Annotated in this window: 13 protein-coding genes; 8 read left to right on the forward strand and 5 right to left on the reverse strand. The window is 34.3% G+C overall.

Features of this window, described 5'->3' with window-relative positions; all coding sequences use genetic code 11:
* The first annotated feature begins 35 nt into the window (after positions 1–35).
* Genes hpt through tamB form a run of 3 tightly spaced genes read left to right on the forward strand, consistent with a single transcriptional unit; the run spans position 36 to position 6,113 of the window.
* A complete protein-coding gene (hpt, locus tag AC5LWZ_RS08180) occupies positions 36–575 on the forward strand; it encodes a hypoxanthine phosphoribosyltransferase (protein WP_110447667.1) in 540 nt (179 codons plus the stop codon).
* A 53-nt stretch (positions 576–628) separates the two neighbouring features.
* Positions 629–2,311 (forward strand): autotransporter assembly complex protein TamA, encoded by a 1,683-nt coding sequence (gene tamA / locus AC5LWZ_RS08185; protein ID WP_181414675.1) that lies wholly within the window; start codon positions 629–631, stop codon positions 2,309–2,311.
* Between the two features lies 1 nt (position 2,312).
* On the forward strand, positions 2,313–6,113 hold the full coding sequence (tamB, locus tag AC5LWZ_RS08190; protein WP_493463454.1) for an autotransporter assembly complex protein TamB: 3,801 nt from the start codon (positions 2,313–2,315) through the stop codon (positions 6,111–6,113).
* A 49-nt stretch (positions 6,114–6,162) separates the two neighbouring features.
* On the opposite strand, the gene mnmC2 is transcribed toward tamB, so the two are convergent.
* Positions 6,163–6,876, reverse strand: coding sequence for a tRNA (5-methylaminomethyl-2-thiouridine)(34)-methyltransferase MnmC2 (mnmC2, locus tag AC5LWZ_RS08195; RefSeq protein ID WP_294882367.1), 714 nt, complete (start codon positions 6,874–6,876; stop codon positions 6,163–6,165).
* A gap of 85 nt (positions 6,877–6,961) precedes the next feature.
* Between mnmC2 and AC5LWZ_RS08200 the strand changes: the two genes are divergently transcribed.
* The gene (locus AC5LWZ_RS08200; RefSeq protein WP_198200183.1) at positions 6,962–7,690 is read left to right on the forward strand and encodes a 1-acylglycerol-3-phosphate O-acyltransferase; all 729 of its coding nucleotides are present in this window, start codon (positions 6,962–6,964) and stop codon (positions 7,688–7,690) included.
* A gap of 21 nt (positions 7,691–7,711) precedes the next feature.
* Positions 7,712–8,488 (forward strand): tRNA uridine 5-oxyacetic acid(34) methyltransferase CmoM, encoded by a 777-nt coding sequence (cmoM, locus tag AC5LWZ_RS08205; protein ID WP_198200185.1) that lies wholly within the window; start codon positions 7,712–7,714, stop codon positions 8,486–8,488.
* A gap of 50 nt (positions 8,489–8,538) precedes the next feature.
* Here the strand turns inward: cmoM and AC5LWZ_RS08210 are convergent, their stop codons facing one another.
* The 4 genes from AC5LWZ_RS08210 to AC5LWZ_RS08225 all read right to left on the reverse strand — a co-directional run bounded on the left by AC5LWZ_RS08210 (position 8,539) and on the right by AC5LWZ_RS08225 (position 13,300).
* Positions 8,539–9,879 (reverse strand): GntP family permease, encoded by a 1,341-nt coding sequence (locus AC5LWZ_RS08210; RefSeq protein ID WP_363317448.1) that lies wholly within the window; start codon positions 9,877–9,879, stop codon positions 8,539–8,541.
* 205 nt (positions 9,880–10,084) lie between these two features.
* Positions 10,085–11,086, reverse strand: coding sequence for a 4-hydroxythreonine-4-phosphate dehydrogenase PdxA (pdxA, locus tag AC5LWZ_RS08215; RefSeq protein WP_065651908.1), 1,002 nt, complete (start codon positions 11,084–11,086; stop codon positions 10,085–10,087).
* A gap of 75 nt (positions 11,087–11,161) precedes the next feature.
* Positions 11,162–12,460, reverse strand: coding sequence for a four-carbon acid sugar kinase family protein (locus AC5LWZ_RS08220; protein ID WP_198247767.1), 1,299 nt, complete (start codon positions 12,458–12,460; stop codon positions 11,162–11,164).
* Between the two features lie 84 nt (positions 12,461–12,544).
* The gene (locus AC5LWZ_RS08225; protein WP_086360826.1) at positions 12,545–13,300 is read right to left on the reverse strand and encodes a DeoR/GlpR family DNA-binding transcription regulator; all 756 of its coding nucleotides are present in this window, start codon (positions 13,298–13,300) and stop codon (positions 12,545–12,547) included.
* Between the two features lie 240 nt (positions 13,301–13,540).
* Here AC5LWZ_RS08225 and AC5LWZ_RS08230 point away from each other — a divergent pair, with 240 nt between their 5' ends.
* The 3 genes from AC5LWZ_RS08230 to rfaF all read left to right on the forward strand — a co-directional run bounded on the left by AC5LWZ_RS08230 (position 13,541) and on the right by rfaF (position 16,642).
* Positions 13,541–14,536: a KpsF/GutQ family sugar-phosphate isomerase gene (locus tag AC5LWZ_RS08230; protein ID WP_493463455.1), complete on the forward strand. Its 996-nt coding sequence runs from the start codon at positions 13,541–13,543 to the stop codon at positions 14,534–14,536.
* Between the two features lie 122 nt (positions 14,537–14,658).
* Positions 14,659–15,585, forward strand: a complete 927-nt coding sequence (gene rfaD / locus AC5LWZ_RS08235; protein ID WP_493463456.1) for an ADP-glyceromanno-heptose 6-epimerase — start codon at positions 14,659–14,661, stop codon at positions 15,583–15,585.
* 10 nt (positions 15,586–15,595) lie between these two features.
* Positions 15,596–16,642 (forward strand): ADP-heptose--LPS heptosyltransferase RfaF, encoded by a 1,047-nt coding sequence (gene rfaF / locus AC5LWZ_RS08240; RefSeq protein ID WP_493463457.1) that lies wholly within the window; start codon positions 15,596–15,598, stop codon positions 16,640–16,642.
* Position 16,643 lies beyond the last annotated feature (1 nt).

Genomic DNA, 16,643 nt, shown 5'->3' on the forward strand with positions numbered 1-16,643 from the left:
TTCTGATTTTTTAAGATATATACTGAGCATTATTAATGAAAAAACATACATTAGAAACCATGATATCTGCTGAAGATATCCAAAAGCGGGTAAATGAAATAGGTCAACAGATAAGTCAAGATTATGCAGGCAGTCAAAATGAGCTTATTTTAGTTGGTTTGTTAAGAGGTTCTTTTATCTTTATGGCAGATCTAAGCCGAGCAATTAGCGTTGGTCACGAAGTCGACTTTATGACGGCCTCAAGTTATGGCAATGCAGTGGTAAGTAATAGAGATGTCAAAATTTTAAAAGATTTAGATGAAGATATTCGTGACAAAGATGTACTGATTGTTGAAGATATTATTGATACTGGCAATACGCTTAGCAAGGTAATGGCTATTTTAAAACTACGTCATCCTCGTAGTATCGAGATTTGTACATTATTAGATAAACCTTCACGCCGTGAAGTTGTAGTACCTGTAAAGTATATCGGTTTTTCAATTCCTGACGAGTTTGTAGTAGGTTATGGTATAGATTATGCGCAGCATTATCGCCATTTACCATATATTGGACATGTAAAATTACTTGAATCCTAAACTTTATCGAGGTGTATGTGTCACGATTTACTCGCTCATTATGCATACTTTTAATGGTAACAGCCACATCAAGTTATGCCGATATGAAGTTATCAATTAAAGGATTGTCGGGAGAACTTGCGGAAAACGTTGATGCACGCATTTCGTTAATCACACCAGATAAAATCAATAATTCGTCTAGTTTTAAGCGATATTTTGAAAGTGAAGCACAAAAAGCCCTCCGAGCATTAGGGTATTATTCCCCTACTTTTAGTTACGACGAAAGTGATCCTAAAATCCTCGTTGTTAAGGTATCACTTGGCGAACCGGTTAGAATTAAACAATTAAATATTAATATTAATGGTGAAGGTAAACAAGATAAAGATTTTCAAGAATTATTAGCTAAACAACTGCCTAAAATCGGTGAAATTTTAAATCATGGCACTTACGAAGCATTCAAAAAAGGCTTAGAAAGCTTATCATTAAAAAAAGGCTATTTTGATGCTGAAATGCCAACCCATCAATTAGCTGTATCTCAATACGATCATCAAGCTTTTTGGAATATCGATTTTAATACCGGTAAACGCTATAAGTTTAGCGAGGTTAAATTTCCAGACGCAAAAATTCGCCAAGATTATCTTGCCAACATCGTACCTTTTAAAGAGGGGGATGAATATTCGGCTGAACAGCTATCATTATTAAACCGACGCCTTAGTTCAACAAACTGGTTTAACTCAGTGGTTGTTACACCGGATTTTCCTAATCTAACAGCAGACAAAGCGTTACCTATTGATGTGGTAACCACGCCACGTAAAAAAAATGCCATGGATCTGGGTTTAGGTTTTTCAACAGATAACGGCGTGCATGGTAAAATTGGTTGGAATAAACCTTGGATCAATAGCCGAGGACATAGTTTTCAAAGTAATTTATCTCTATCATCACCTGAGCAAATTATTACGATGAGTTATAAAATACCTTTGAAAAAATCACCTATTGAACAATACTATACCATTCAAGGTGGTTATAAAAAAATTGATAATAATGATACCTACTCGCGCTCTTATACCTTAGGTGCTCTGCGTAATTGGGATAACTTTGATGGTTGGCAAACAGCTCTAGGTTTTAATATGTTACATGACGACTTTACTCAAGGGGATGCAAGTTTTAAAACCTTTTTATACTATCCATCACTTAGTATTTCGCGTATTCGTAATGACGGTAATTTATTATCTATGTGGGGCGACTCTCAACGTTATTCGGTTGAAGGCGCTGCCGAATCGTTAGGATCTGATATTAATTTAGTCCGTTTTCAAGCCCAACAAACGTGGATTCGTTCAATTAAACAATCACATCGTTTTATAGCTAGAGGTAATTTCGGCATTATTCAAGCAAGTAACTTTGATAGAGTGCCACCTTCTTTTAGATTTTTTGCTGGTGGTGATCGCAGTATTCGTGGATACAGCTATCAATCTATCTCACCTAAAGATAAAAAAGGTAAACTTAAGGGGGCTTCAAAAATGATCACAGGATCAGCGGAATACCAATACAACCTAACCGGTTCTTGGTGGGGTGCTGCTTTTGTTGATACTGGAGAAGCAATAGATAAAGTCGATACAGCTAAATTTTATACCGGTACCGGCCTAGGTATTCGCTGGGCTTCTCCTGTTGGGCCAATTAAGTTTGATTTAGCAACACCACTAAATAAAAAAGATAAAGGCTCAATACACCTATATATTGGTTTAGGAAGCGAACTATAAAATGGCAAAAAATCCAATAAGAGCGAAAAAGGCTGAAAAAATAAAACGAATACGTAAATGGAAAAAACGTAGCATTGTCGTGCTTTCCATTTTTGTTTTCCTTATCACGTTTATAATTTTAATGATTTACACCTCTTTAGGTGTAAAACTAACAACCTATGTTCTTAATAAATATTTACCTGAATTAAAAATAGCACAAGTTGAAGGTACATTCCATGATTTACATATTAAAGGACTGTCACTTGAACTACCTGGTGTCAATGTACAGGTGAAAGATGCAACATTCAAATTGTCTGGTTTATGTTTAATACAGACAAAAATTTGTGTTAAACAATTTGATGCTGATGGGGTTAATGTTGTAATTAATACTGACGAAATAGAACTTTCACCTGATGAATCAACGTCAGAAAAACGACAAATAATTAAAACACCATTACCTATTGAATTAAAACAAACCCATATTTCAGATGTCATAGTAAAAGTTAACGATATGCAATTTGGTATGTCAGACTTTACAGGCAAAGCTAACTGGGTCAATGAAAAAATCTATGTATATCCTGCTATTGCTATGGATTTACAAGCAATATTTGCAGATTATCCTGCAAAAAAGTCTAATAACCAGATAGATGATAATCTACCGCTTGACCAACAAATTAGGCAACTATTTAATCAACCTTTAATAAACTCACTGCCACAAGTTAGTATTCCACTCGATATTAATGTTACAAGTTTAACCGGGAACAATTGGTTATTACACATTGCAGGGCAAGATTATCATTTCAATCAAGTGAATATCAAAACAGAGATGATTAATAATCATATTATGGTTAAACATGTCGACACCAATGCAATAACACCTTATTCGAGTGGTCATGCTTATGTATCAGGTGAAATAACCTTAGGTGATAATTGGCCTATTTTTGCTTATGTTAAGGCCGATACAGAGAAAAATCATCTTAATGGGCAGTTTTCAGGACACTTATTAGGTAAATTATCAACTTATACTCATGTTGCTGGGTTAAATCAAATTGCTATTGAAGGGCAGATAAATTTTATTGAAAAATATTTACCATTAATTACAAAACTAGAAGGTAAACATATCCAATGGCCAATTGAGGGAACTCCGCAATATCAGCTTGATAATTTTGCTATAAGCTTAAATGGCAATGCACAAAAATATAATATGCTTGCTAAAGGTTTGATTAAGGGAGATGACTTACCTGATACCTCTGTTGATATTATTGGTGATGGTACCAACCAATCTGCCTCTTTTGAGCATGCCAATATTAAGTTTCCACAAGGTGATATTAATCTTACCGGTCAATTAGATTGGCAAAAAGCTCTTAAATGGGATGCTAGTGTTAAACTTAATAATGTTGATATAACTAAAGAGTTACCAACCTTTCCTATTCGCTTAGCCGGTCAACTAAAAACTTCGGGTATGCTCGAAGGTGATTTATGGCAATTAAAGATTCCTGATATACAATTAAAAGGTAACATAAAACAAGCTAATTTTTCAGCTAATGGCGATCTATTTATCGATTCTAATCGTACTTTAGTATCCAAAAATCTAACTATGCTTTGGGGCAAAAACCAATTAAATATTAGTGGTTCTACTGACAAAGGTAATTTAAATAGCCAACTTAATTTAAAGTCTTTGTCATTATTAGCTGATAATCTAAATGGCGCCATCATAGGAAATATTAGAATGACAGGTAATAAAGCCTCACCTGTTATTGAAAACAATATAAATATTAACGATTTAAATTATGAAAATATTTCAATCGCTAAAGCAAATCTATCAGGCAAAATCCAATACAACGATCAACTTAGCGGGCAATTGAAGCTAATTGCTCAAAATATCGATATCGCTAACCAAAATATTAAAAAAGCTAATATTGAACTATCAGGTAATGAAGCTCGCCACGCTTTAAACATAAATTTTGAAGGTAGCCCATTATCGATGGTAACATCATTGAGTGGACAATTAGATAAACAACAGAACAAATGGACCGCAAATATACCGCATAGTTTACTTACATTAGCTAATAATAATCGTTGGCAATTAGCTAAACCTATCTCTCTATCTTATGATATTACTAACCACGTTCCAACTATAGGTGCGCATTGTTGGCGTAGCAATAATTCTAGTATCTGTTTAGATAAATCGTTATCAATAACTAACAATAACCAGACAACTATAACACTAAAAGATATTGATCTTGCTAAATTACCAATACCTACTGATGGTGAAACAAAAATTGATGGTTTTATTAATGGCAAAGCAGATATTAAATTCAATGATGCTAGCAAAATTCCAAGTATCAAAGCCAATATAACCAGTAATAGAGTTTATATTAAACAGATGATCAATAATCAAGCTCTGCCAATTCCATTTGATGTGTTTAATATCAATGCAGATTTTAATGAACAACAAGCTAAATTAGATTGGCGTTTTGGTTTAAATAAATTAGGTAAAATAAATGGTGATCTTTCAATAATTGATCCAACTGGGAAGAAAGATTTAAGTGGCCAACTCAATATCGATAATTTAGCCCTAGCAATTATCAATCCGCTATTAAGTAAAGATGAATATGCTAATGGCGCCATCAATGGTATGGTTAAATTTTCCGGTTCTTTAATCGATCCTAGTTTAACCGGTGGTTTCAATTTAAAACATAGTGACATAAAATCTAGCCAATTACCAATCGATATCAAATCGGCTATGCTTGATATTAAATTCAATGGTAAAACTTCAACAATGAAAGGAATATTAGCCACTAAGTCAGGTAATATTAATATTAATGGTCAAGCCAGTTGGAATAATTTGGAAAAATGGCAAGCAACCTTAAATGTTAATGGTGCGGCCATGGATGTCACTGTACCACCAATGATTGTCATGTCAGTCATTCCAGATATTAAAATAGAAGCAACACAAGATGAACTGACAATTCTTGGTAAAGTTTCAATTCCTAAAGGTAAAATCACTGTTGATTCGCTTCCACCGTCAAGTATTGATGTGTCACCAGATGAAGTCATGTTGGATCGAAACCACAAACAGATTCAAGCACAAAAATTTGGCATGAAAATTAATAGCCATATTGAAATCAATATCGGTGATAAAGTCACTGTAGATGCTTTTGGTTTGCAAGCCTCATTAAAAGGTAAACTCATTGCAACACAGACAAATAAAGGACTAGACTTACACGGTGAAATATTAATTCCTAACGGTCGATTTCATGCTTATGGTCAAGACTTAATCATTAATAAAGGCATTATCACTTTTTCTGGTCCAACGGACCAAGCTATGTTAGAAATAGAAGCCATTCGTAATCCTGAAGCAATGGATAACAGTAATATTACGGCAGGTATCCGAGTTAAGGGATCATCAACAGATCCTAAAATTGAGATTTTCTCCGATCCGGCTATGTCACAACAAGAAGCTCTCTCTTATCTAATTCGCGGTCAAGGTCTTGATAGTTCTGACCAAAGTGATAATGATATGATGACAGCGTTTTTAGTTGGTGTTGGAACCGCCAAAACAGGACAATTTATCGGTGATATAGGTAATGCATTTGGCATTAAGAATCTCTCTTTAGATACTCAAGGGGCAGGAAATAATTCAAAAGTGGTTGTAAGTGGTTATATATTACCTCATCTACAGCTAAAATATGGTGTAGGTATATTTGACTCACTAGCTACATTTACCTTACGTTATCGTTTATTGCCAAATTTATATGTCGAAGCAGCTTCTGGTATTGCGCAAACACTAGATCTTATCTATCAATTCGAGTTTAATTAATATTAATTAATTCGTATTAGTTCGCCAAAAGTTAAATTGGCGAACTAATTTAGATTTTTTGGCCGATTAGCATTTCACGTTTTAGACCAAATCCTTTCCGTTTTTCAACATTAAATCCAGCATTAATTAAATTACGTCGGACAAAACCAGCTGCGGTAAAAGTTGCAAATGTTCCTTTCTCTCTCGTTAATTGATAACAACGTTTAAATAGAGATTCATTCCACATATCAGGATTTTTGGCTGGCGAAAAACCATCAAAAAACCATGCATCAATTAAACTATTTTGTTGAACTAGGAAATCGGCAAAGCAGCTAATATCGTCATAACATATCAATAAATTCGTTTCATCTAAACTGCCAACATCGGATTTTATTAAGAAATCTTGCAATTGCTTAGCTAATGGAGATAAAGAATCTTCACTATTAATAACTTTATCATGAATTTTTGATATTTCACTGGCAGATAAAGGATATTTTTCAACACTAAAAAAATTCAATTTTTTCAAATTACTATTTGGATTTTTCTGTCTAAATTGTTTAAAAGTTTGCCAAGCAACTAAAAAACTTAAACCTGAACCAAAACCGGTTTCACCAATAGTAAAAGTCTCTTGCTGATGTTGTAAAAATCGCTCATATAAACAATTCCCTTCAATAAAAACATAACGAGTTTCATCTACTGCACCGTCAGTATTAAAATAGACATCATCAAAGTAACGAGAGAGTGGAATTTGATTATCATCCCAAATGATAGTTGATTCGAGCATAAACATCCTTTAAGCGATATTTAACAAACTGTATATTCATATAGATTACGTATATAATACGCTAAGTTAACTTATGAGGTAAATTATGGTTTTTCTTTTTCGCTTAATCAGTGTGTTATTTATTGGTATTATAACTTGTGTGCTAGGCGTTATTTTTTGTTTATTCAATCCTCGTAACCCTAAAAATGTGGCTAGATTTGCCCATCTTTTTAGTTTTTTCTTCAAACCAATTTTAGGTGTAAAGGTTGATACACGTAGACAAGCAAATATTAACAATTTAGGCAGTTGCGTATTTATTGCTAATCACCAAAACAACTATGATATGGTGGTTGCTGCTGACATTGTACAACCCAAAACCGTTACAGTGGGTAAGAAAAGCCTTGCTTTGATTCCCTTTTTTGGACAACTTTATTACTTAACAGGCAATATTTTGATTGACCGTAATAATAAATCAAAAGCTCGAGACACCATTAACTTAGTTGTTAACGAAATAAAAAAACGAGGAATATCTATATGGATGTTCCCCGAAGGTACTCGAAGTCGTGGACGCGGATTATTACCATTTAAAACTGGTGCCTTTAAAGCTGCTATAGCCGCTGGCGTTCCTATTGTGCCAATTTGCGTATCAGATACCAATAATATAAAACTTAACCGCCTTAATAATGGCCATATGATCGTTGAGATGCTTCCGCCAATCGAAACCCAAAATCTACGTAAAGAAGATGCTAGAATATTAATGGAACAGTGCTATCAATTGATGTCAGAAAAAATTGCCCAAATTAATTTAGAAGTGACTAAATTAAATAACAAATAATTGAAATAATAACTCTATACTATGACAAAAATTGATCGTAATTTTGATGATATCAGCCATAAATTTGCCAAAAACATTTATGGCACAAACAAAGGTAAGATTCGAGAAGCTATCGTTTGGCAAGAGCTAGAAAATATATTAGCTAGCTATCCATCGAATAAACCATTAACTATTTTAGATGCAGGCGGTGGACAAGGTCAGATTGCTTGTCGACTAGCAAAATTAGGTCATAACATTACTGTTTGTGATATTTCCGAGCAAATGCTGGAATTAGCAAGAAAGCAAGCCGAACAAGAAAATCTAAGTTTAAATTTTATTCATTGCCCTATTCAAGATCTAAAGCAATTCATTAAAATACAATTTGATATTGTGATTTGTCATGCCGTTTTAGAATGGGTAGCCGATCCAATCCAAATAATACAGTCGCTAAAACAATATCTTAAACAAGATGGTTATTTGTCATTAATGTTCTATAACTATCACGGGCTATTATTTAAAACAGTGACTTTAGGTAATTTTGGATATACTCAAGCCGGTCTTAATAAACGTAAAAAGAAAACCTTATCTCCCGATTATCCTCGAGATCCAAATCAAGTATATCAATGGTTGAACCAACAAAATTTTGAGATCATCAATAAAATAGGTATTCGATTATTTCATGACTATTTAACCAATAAGTCAAAAGCCGAAACACATTTTAAGCAATTATTAGAAATTGAAAAACAGTTTTGCCAAACTGAACCCTATCTCAGTTTGGCAAGGTATATTTTAGTTACCGCAAAAATTAATAACAACTAATTTAGAGAAAAGATTAGGGGAAGCATATTCCTTTACACTCCCCTATTTTCTTAGAAGAAAATGGCATTAACAATTAATAATGTCACTGTTCCTGCAGCCCAAAGTACGGTAGTTGTCATACTCCAAACTTTAATTTGTTCTTTAACTTCAGTAACGCCTAGTGAACGATTCACTACCCAAAAATAAGCATCATTGAAATGAGAAAACATAAATGAACCAATAGAGCAGCCTAATCCAGCCATAATCGGATTTACCCCCAATGTTCCAATCATTGGTGCAGTAATACTTGCTGCGGTAATCATGGCAACTACACCAGAACCTTGAATTAAGCGAATCAAAGTTGAAATTGTCAATGGTAACAAAATACCAGGCACACCAATTTTTACAATATATTCAGCAATAATTTGACCTGTTCCTGAGTCACGTAACACCATTCCTAATGCGCCACCACCGCCAATAACAAGCAATATAATACCAGCAGAACGAATTGAATTTTCCATTTGATGCACAACATCTTTTCGAGGAAATGAGTTAGTTAATGCCATGATAGCAATTAATAAACCAATGCCCACAGCTACAATTGGGTGTCCAATTGTTTTTAACATAATGGCAATAGAATTATCCCATTTCATTTCATTTACTAAAGTAGCGGTTAATATCAAAATAATCGGAGTGACAATTGGTGCAAACGATGCTAATGCACTTGGTAATTGTTGATCATCTTCTAAATTTTGCGAAGTAACTGTTAGACGTTCACGGGTAAAATTCTCACCATCCTCCGTAGGAATTTGATAAATACTACGACCAACATGGCGAGTATAAATAAATCCAGCAATAGTAATAGGTATAGCAACAACCATTGCCCATAGCATATATTCACCAAGGCCAATACCAAATTGTGAAACTACACCAAATGGTCCTACCGCTGGTGGAATCATACTGTGGCTTATAACAAGTCCCATAGCCAATGTTGAACCAAGTCCGACTACAGATTTACCGGTACTACGCGAAATAGCTTTCACTAACGGTAATAGAACAATAAATGCTGAATCACAAAATACAGCCAAACTCACTAATAAACCGATAATGACTAATGCTAACTCTTCTCTGCCTTTTCCTAAAAGGTTAATAAAAACTTGAGCCATTTTTTGCGCTGCACCACTCATCTGCAAAACTGACCCCATCATAACGCCAAAGCCAATAACGATCCCTATGTTACCGAGCGTATTACCAAAGCCTTTACTAATCGTTGCAATCATAAATTCACCAGGCATACCACCGAGTGAGCCAGTAATTAAAGCGGATATAATCAATGCAGGAAATGCCTGAATTCTTGTTTTCAAAATCATAAATAGTAACAAAGTAATTGCAACAAGTAGACCGGCAACCATTCGCCAGCTGCTCTTTTCAATGCTATGTAAACTTCCTAGATAAAAAACAATTAATCCGACAACCACTAAAATAATGCCATTTAATAAGACATAAGGATAAAGTGATTTATTATTATTTTCTTTTTTAGACATATGCAAACCCTCCTTCGATAATGACATAATCATTACCGAAAAATAAATTGTTATAAGTAAGAATAGCTACTTATTAACGTTTGAAATTTGGTGCGTATAGCGCAGCTAAACGTATAGCCTCAATCAAACTTACTGGATTAGCGATTCCTTTTCCGGCAATATCATTTGCTGTGCCATGGTCAACAGATGTGCGAAGAATCGGCATTCCATTAGTGATAGAAATGGTACGATGAAAATCAACCATTTTTGTTGCAATATGACCTTGGTCATGATACGGAGATAAAACAGCATCATAGCCACCACCCATAGCAAAATGGAAAACACTATCAGCTGGTTTAGGGCCATTAATATCAATCCCTTGTTTACGAGCCATTTCAATACCTGGTAATAAAACATCATCATCCTCATGACCAAAAAGACCATGCTCTCCGCAATGTGGATTAATACCGGCAACCGTCATTCTCGGTTTATTGATCCCCAATTTAACCAATGCATCGTTACAACGAATTGCATAATCACAGACTCTTTCTGGCGTTAATGATTCAATAGCTTTAACCAATGCTAAATGACGAGTTAAGAAAAATACTCTTAAATCTCGAACTTGAAACATAGTAAGTGGATCTTGACTGCCAGTAAGATCTGCTAATATCTCGGTATGACCAATATAGTTAACATTACCAGCTTTAAGGGATTCTTTATTGATAGGTGTTGTTGCAATGGCATCAAGTTTTTTTTCCATAGCAAGCTCAGTGATAACTTTAATATAGTTGAATGCTGCTTGACCACATTGTCCTTCAATTTGGCCAATTTTAAACGTTTCATAATTTAATTCGCCACACTGAATAAGATTCAATACATTAGGTTTATCTTGTATTTGAGTTAGATCGGTAATTTCATTAATTTGTAAGTTTACTTTTGAAAACTTACACGCATCAGCTAACACCTTTTTATCGCCTGTTACCAGTACACATCCATATTCATATGTTTCTGGTGCTGCAATACTTTTCACGACAATTTCAGGGCCTATACCAGCCGGATCGCCCATAGGAACTCCGATTAAACAACGACGTTTCATTTATTACTCCTTTAAAATTACTCAAAATTTGCTCAACTTATGTTGTTTTATCTAAGTTGAACCAGTTATAAGGTATTAATGCTTCATGCTTTCATGTGATGAAATCTTGGTACTCAAATAGTCGATACAATGAACTAAAGTATTATCGTTACCGACAAATCCACCTTTTGTTACTATCGAATAACCATCACATTTCCCTCCGACAAGGTGTCCATAAACCGTTAATGGCTCAACTTCATCTTTAAGTAAGAAACCACTACTTCCTAATCGATTTACAACATTTACAGTGACATCTCCACCACTGGTATAAATACCTCTAATAATAGATTCAGGGTGGAATAAGACTTGAGCAGTTATTTCGGCAATAGCCTGATTCAAGGTATTACTAATTTCACTCATACTCATATTATTGCTAGCAGCTAACTTAGCTAAATCACAAACATGCTCTGGCATTTCAACGGTATCAATGCCGATCACATCAAATTGATCAACCTTTTCCAGTAATTTATCTACAATTGGTTTAGCTTTCTTGATGTCTTTAGAAATTTCTATCAATTCATCAACCAATATCGTTTCTAACCAAACTTTTCGGTCATATTTCAATTTTCTTATTTGTCTTTGAGTAAGATCAGACACACTGCCTATTGCGACAAACACTTTGTTGGCCATCTTTCGTTCTGATGAATAACGTAGATCAGCAAATTGGGCAGTAAATGGCCCCGGATCAACACAAAAAACAGGCAAATTAACATTATTCGCTGCTTGCGCTATCACACTAATGTCAGTATCCGTAGTCGCATCAAATATGACAATTCGACCACCTTGTTGATATATTTGTTTTAAACGCTGCTCAATTCTATCTTTACCTTCTAAAACATCCTTGAGAGCAATATGTGAGACTGGATATCGAGACTGGCAACGAAATAATTCTAAAATTGAAGACTCCGTCATCGGATTTTTAGGATCATTACGCATTGCTGTATTCTGTAATGGGATACCATTAACTAATAAAGATCCGCCAACACAAATTCGATCACTAGATGGATACACAGGTACAACTAAAGCCATTAGATTAGGATCATTGTCGATAACCGCATCAACTTCTGCCCCTAAATTACCTCGCAGCGTGGAGTCTATACGTTTACTAATTAAAGGTTGATATTTGCTAAACTGGCTTATGCAATCGACAACCCGTGAATACGCCTCTTTATAAGGTATTGAACGTGAATCAGTTGCAAATGAAATCACATCAAATCTAGAAAGATCTTCATTAAATTTTTCTAAACATGTAATTGCATTAAACCCTTTTTTGCTTAATAAAGCACAGGTAGCATTAGCACCTGTCAAATCATCAGCTACAACGGCAACTTTCATATTTTTGCTTCCTCTCAAAAATTAAGCTCAATAAATGAACTTTTTATACATCTACCAAAATTAACTAACTATTAGTTACATCACTTAATAAATATATTTAATATCCTGTTTTATTAATTGTTTTTCAAAATTACTAGGAAATTGCTTTTCAGTTATAAGATAATTAAATCGATTTAAATCGCAGATTTTAAAACGACATCTAAGCCCCAATTTACTGCTATCAACCAATAGAACCGATTGAATAGATCTAGATAATGCCATCCATTTACAGTCAGCTTTAATCTGTGTAGTGGTCAATGCACCATCTTCTAGATTAAAACCATCCGCACCAATAAAGGCTAAATCAATAACCTGCTCTGATAGATACTTCATGGCTTGAGTGTTATAAGCTGACGCATTTGTTGTTTGTATTTCACCAGGACAAATAATCGTGTTTACTTCTGGCCGGGAAGATAATTCCAAAGCCACATGTAAATCTAAAGTAATCACTGTAATTGGAACATTGATATTCAAGGCAAATTCACGCATCGTTGTTCCTGCATCAATAAAAATTACCATCCCTGGTTGTAATAAACTTACCGCTATTTTCCCTACTCTTTTCTTACCTTCAGAAAATCTATTCTGTTTGATGTTATATAGGGGGGTGCCATTTAAAAAACTTCTTTTTATTTCACCTCCATACGATACTTTGATTAATCCTTTTTCTTGTAAAAGTTTTAAGTCCCGTCTGATACTCATATGTGAAACGGAAAATAAATTAGATAGTAAATTGATATTGGCAACATCATATTCATCTAAGTACTCTAAAATTCTTTTATATCTTGGTAATTCTTGTTTCATAGTGAGTTTCCCAATTAAGTTGGCGCCATTGTAGTAATAAAATAATCAACAAAATGTTAATCTTTTAACACTTTCACAACCCAGTTTAACAAATGTGATCTGAATCAAACTTTCACTTTTTCTTGGTTAGTTTTTTGTGAATCAATAAAATTATTTTCGGTTTTATGCATACAATTTATGCTTCTATTTTTTCAATCTTCACCAGAGTTAATTTAATTCATAAATAAGGATAATTTGGATATGACAACAAAATCAGAAAGTTCTTTGGTAAGCAAAAATGAAACTTTGCAACTTGCCAAACAAGTTTTAAAACAAGAAGCTGCTGCAATAGAAGAAATTGTTAACTCAATTAATGAAACTTTTTTACATGCAGTAGAATTAATTTTGCGTACCAAAGGAAGAGTTATCGTGACAGGAATGGGAAAACCTGGCTATATTGCTCGTAAACTTTCCGCTACATTTATGAGCACCGGTACTCCGTCTTTTTATTTGCATCCAGCAGAAGCTATTCATGGTGATTTAGGTTGCATTACCAAAGATGACACTATTATTGCCCTCTCAAACAGTGGAGAAACAGCCGAAATTATTAATATTTTACCGACCATAAAACAAATTAATATTCCGTTAATCTCAATTTGTGGTAATCCATTATCAACTTTAGCTCGCTTTGCAACCTACAATTTAGATGCCCATGTATCCCATGAAGCATGCCCTCTCAATTTAGCACCAACAACAAGTACAACGGTAGAATTAGCCTTAACTGATGCATTGGCAATATCAGTGATGCATGCAAAGAAATTCAGCTTACAAGATTTTGCTTTTTATCATCCAGGCGGAAATCTAGGCCAAATACGTTTAATGACAGTGCAACAGTTAGTTGAAAAACATAATAGAAAGGTTGCTATTACCACAGAAAAATCTATTTCTGACGCTATTTTTGCTATGACGAATTCGGGGATAGGCGCTGTTGCGATAGTTGATAACAATAATGTATTACTTGGTATAATTACAGATGGTGATATTCGTAGACAATTACAATACCAACCTAATTTGTTAGATATTCAAGTTTCTGAGTTAATGATAACCACACCAATAACCATTGAACATAGCCAATATGTATCAGAGGCTTTATATAAAATGGAACAACATAAACCTAGGCCAATAACCGTTTTACCTGTGATTGATAATAAAAAACAATTTATTGGCATGATACATATCACAGATATATATCACTAAATCAAATCTTATTATCATCAAGTAACAACAGACAAAATTAAGATAACTAAAAGAGCACTCGAAAATTTGCCAATAAATCGTTATTATAGTGTCATTAATTTCATTAGCTGAAGGTTGTAATTATGATAGTTGTTACTGGTGGTGCCGGTTTTATTGGAAGTAATATTGTTAAAGGTTTGAATGATTTAGGCCGAAAAGATATTTTAGTAGTAGACGATTTAACCGATGGAACTAAATTTGCCAATTTAGCAGATTTAGATATTGCTGATTATATGGATAAAGATGAGTTTATTTCAGCAATAGTCTCCGGTGAAAATCTGGACATTGAAGTTATTTTTCATCAAGGAGCATGTTCATCTACTACTGAATGGGATGGCAAATTTATGATGGAAAATAATTACAACTATTCAAAAGATTTGCTACATTATTGTTTAGATTTTGATATTCCTTTTTTATACGCTTCTTCCGCCGCAACTTATGGTGGACGTAGTGACAATTTTATTGAAGATAGAGTTTATGAAAAACCTTTAAATGTATATGGTTATTCAAAGTTTTTATTCGATCAATACGTACGAGAAATTTTACCAAATGCAAATTCGCAAATTTGCGGTTTCCGTTATTTCAATGTTTATGGACCTCGTGAAAATCATAAAGGTAGCATGGCTAGCGTTGCATATCACTTGAATGAACAAATAACCAAAGGCGAAAAGCCAAAATTATTTTCGGGTAGTGATAATTTTAGACGTGATTTTATTTACGTTGGCGATGTGGTTGAGGTTAACTTATGGTTCTGGAAAAATAAAGTTTCTGGCATTTTTAATTGTGGAACTGGTCGTGCAGAATCATTCCAATCAGTTGCTGATGCAGTTTTAGATTATCATAAAAAAGGCGAAATCGATTATATTCCATTCCCTGAACACTTAAAAGGTCGCTATCAAAGCTTTACTCAAGCTGATCTGACTAAATTCAGGAAAACAGGTTGTCCTATTGAGTTCAAAACAGTGTCTCAAGGAACAACTGAATATATGCAATGGTTAAACCAACAATAAAGGAACCTCAATGAAAACGTTGATTATTGGTCCTTCATGGGTTGGAGACATGATGATGTCACAAAGCTTATATCGCACATTAAAACAGTTAGATCCATCTATTGAAATTGATGTGATGGCACCAGCTTGGTGCCGAGCTTTATTAGATAAAATGCCTGAAGTAAATCAGTCAATCGCTATGCCTATCAGCCATGGTGAGTTTGCTTTAAGCAAACGTTATCAGTTAGGAAAGGAATTACGCAATAATCAATACGATCAAGCTATCATCTTACCTAACTCTTTTAAATCAGCACTCATTCCTTTTTTTGCTAAAATTGCTAAACGTACTGGTTGGAAAGGTGAGATGCGTTATGGCTTATTAAATGATTTACGAGTGCTGGATAAACAAGCCTTTCCATTAATGGTAGAACGCTATGTCGCTCTCGCCTATCCTAAGCAGAATATCCACTCAGCAAAAGATATTCCTCAACCAATTTTATGGCCAAAACTTAATGTTTTAACCGATGAGGTTGAACAAACATTATCTACATTTAATATTACCAGTGAAGAACCATTAATTGGTTTTTGCCCTGGAGCCGAATTTGGCCCAGCCAAACGCTGGCCTGATTATCATTATGCTGCATTAGCCGATAAGATAGTTAAACAACATGCTAAAATTATTATTTTCGGTTCAGGAAAAGATAAAATAGTTGGCGAACAAATCATTGCTAAAATGAATCATGGAGAACACTGTATTAACCTTGCTGGACAAACGGAATTAGGACAAGCAATAAATCTGATTGCTGCGTGTAAAGCTGTCGTCACCAACGACTCAGGACTAATGCATGTAGCAGCAGCGCTGGATAAACCTTTAGTCGCACTTTATGGGCCAAGTAGTCCTGATTTTACCCCACCACTATCCAATAAAGCAGAAGTAATCCGTTTAATCACTGGCTATCATCGCGTTCGTAAAGGTGATGCTGAACAAGGCTATCATCAAAGCCTTATTGATATAAAACCAGATTTAGTATTTGAAACATTAATGAATCTTATCGTTCGCTGTGAAAAGAGCTGTTAAT

Source organism: Gilliamella sp. LMG 34362 (genome assembly GCF_984569125.1).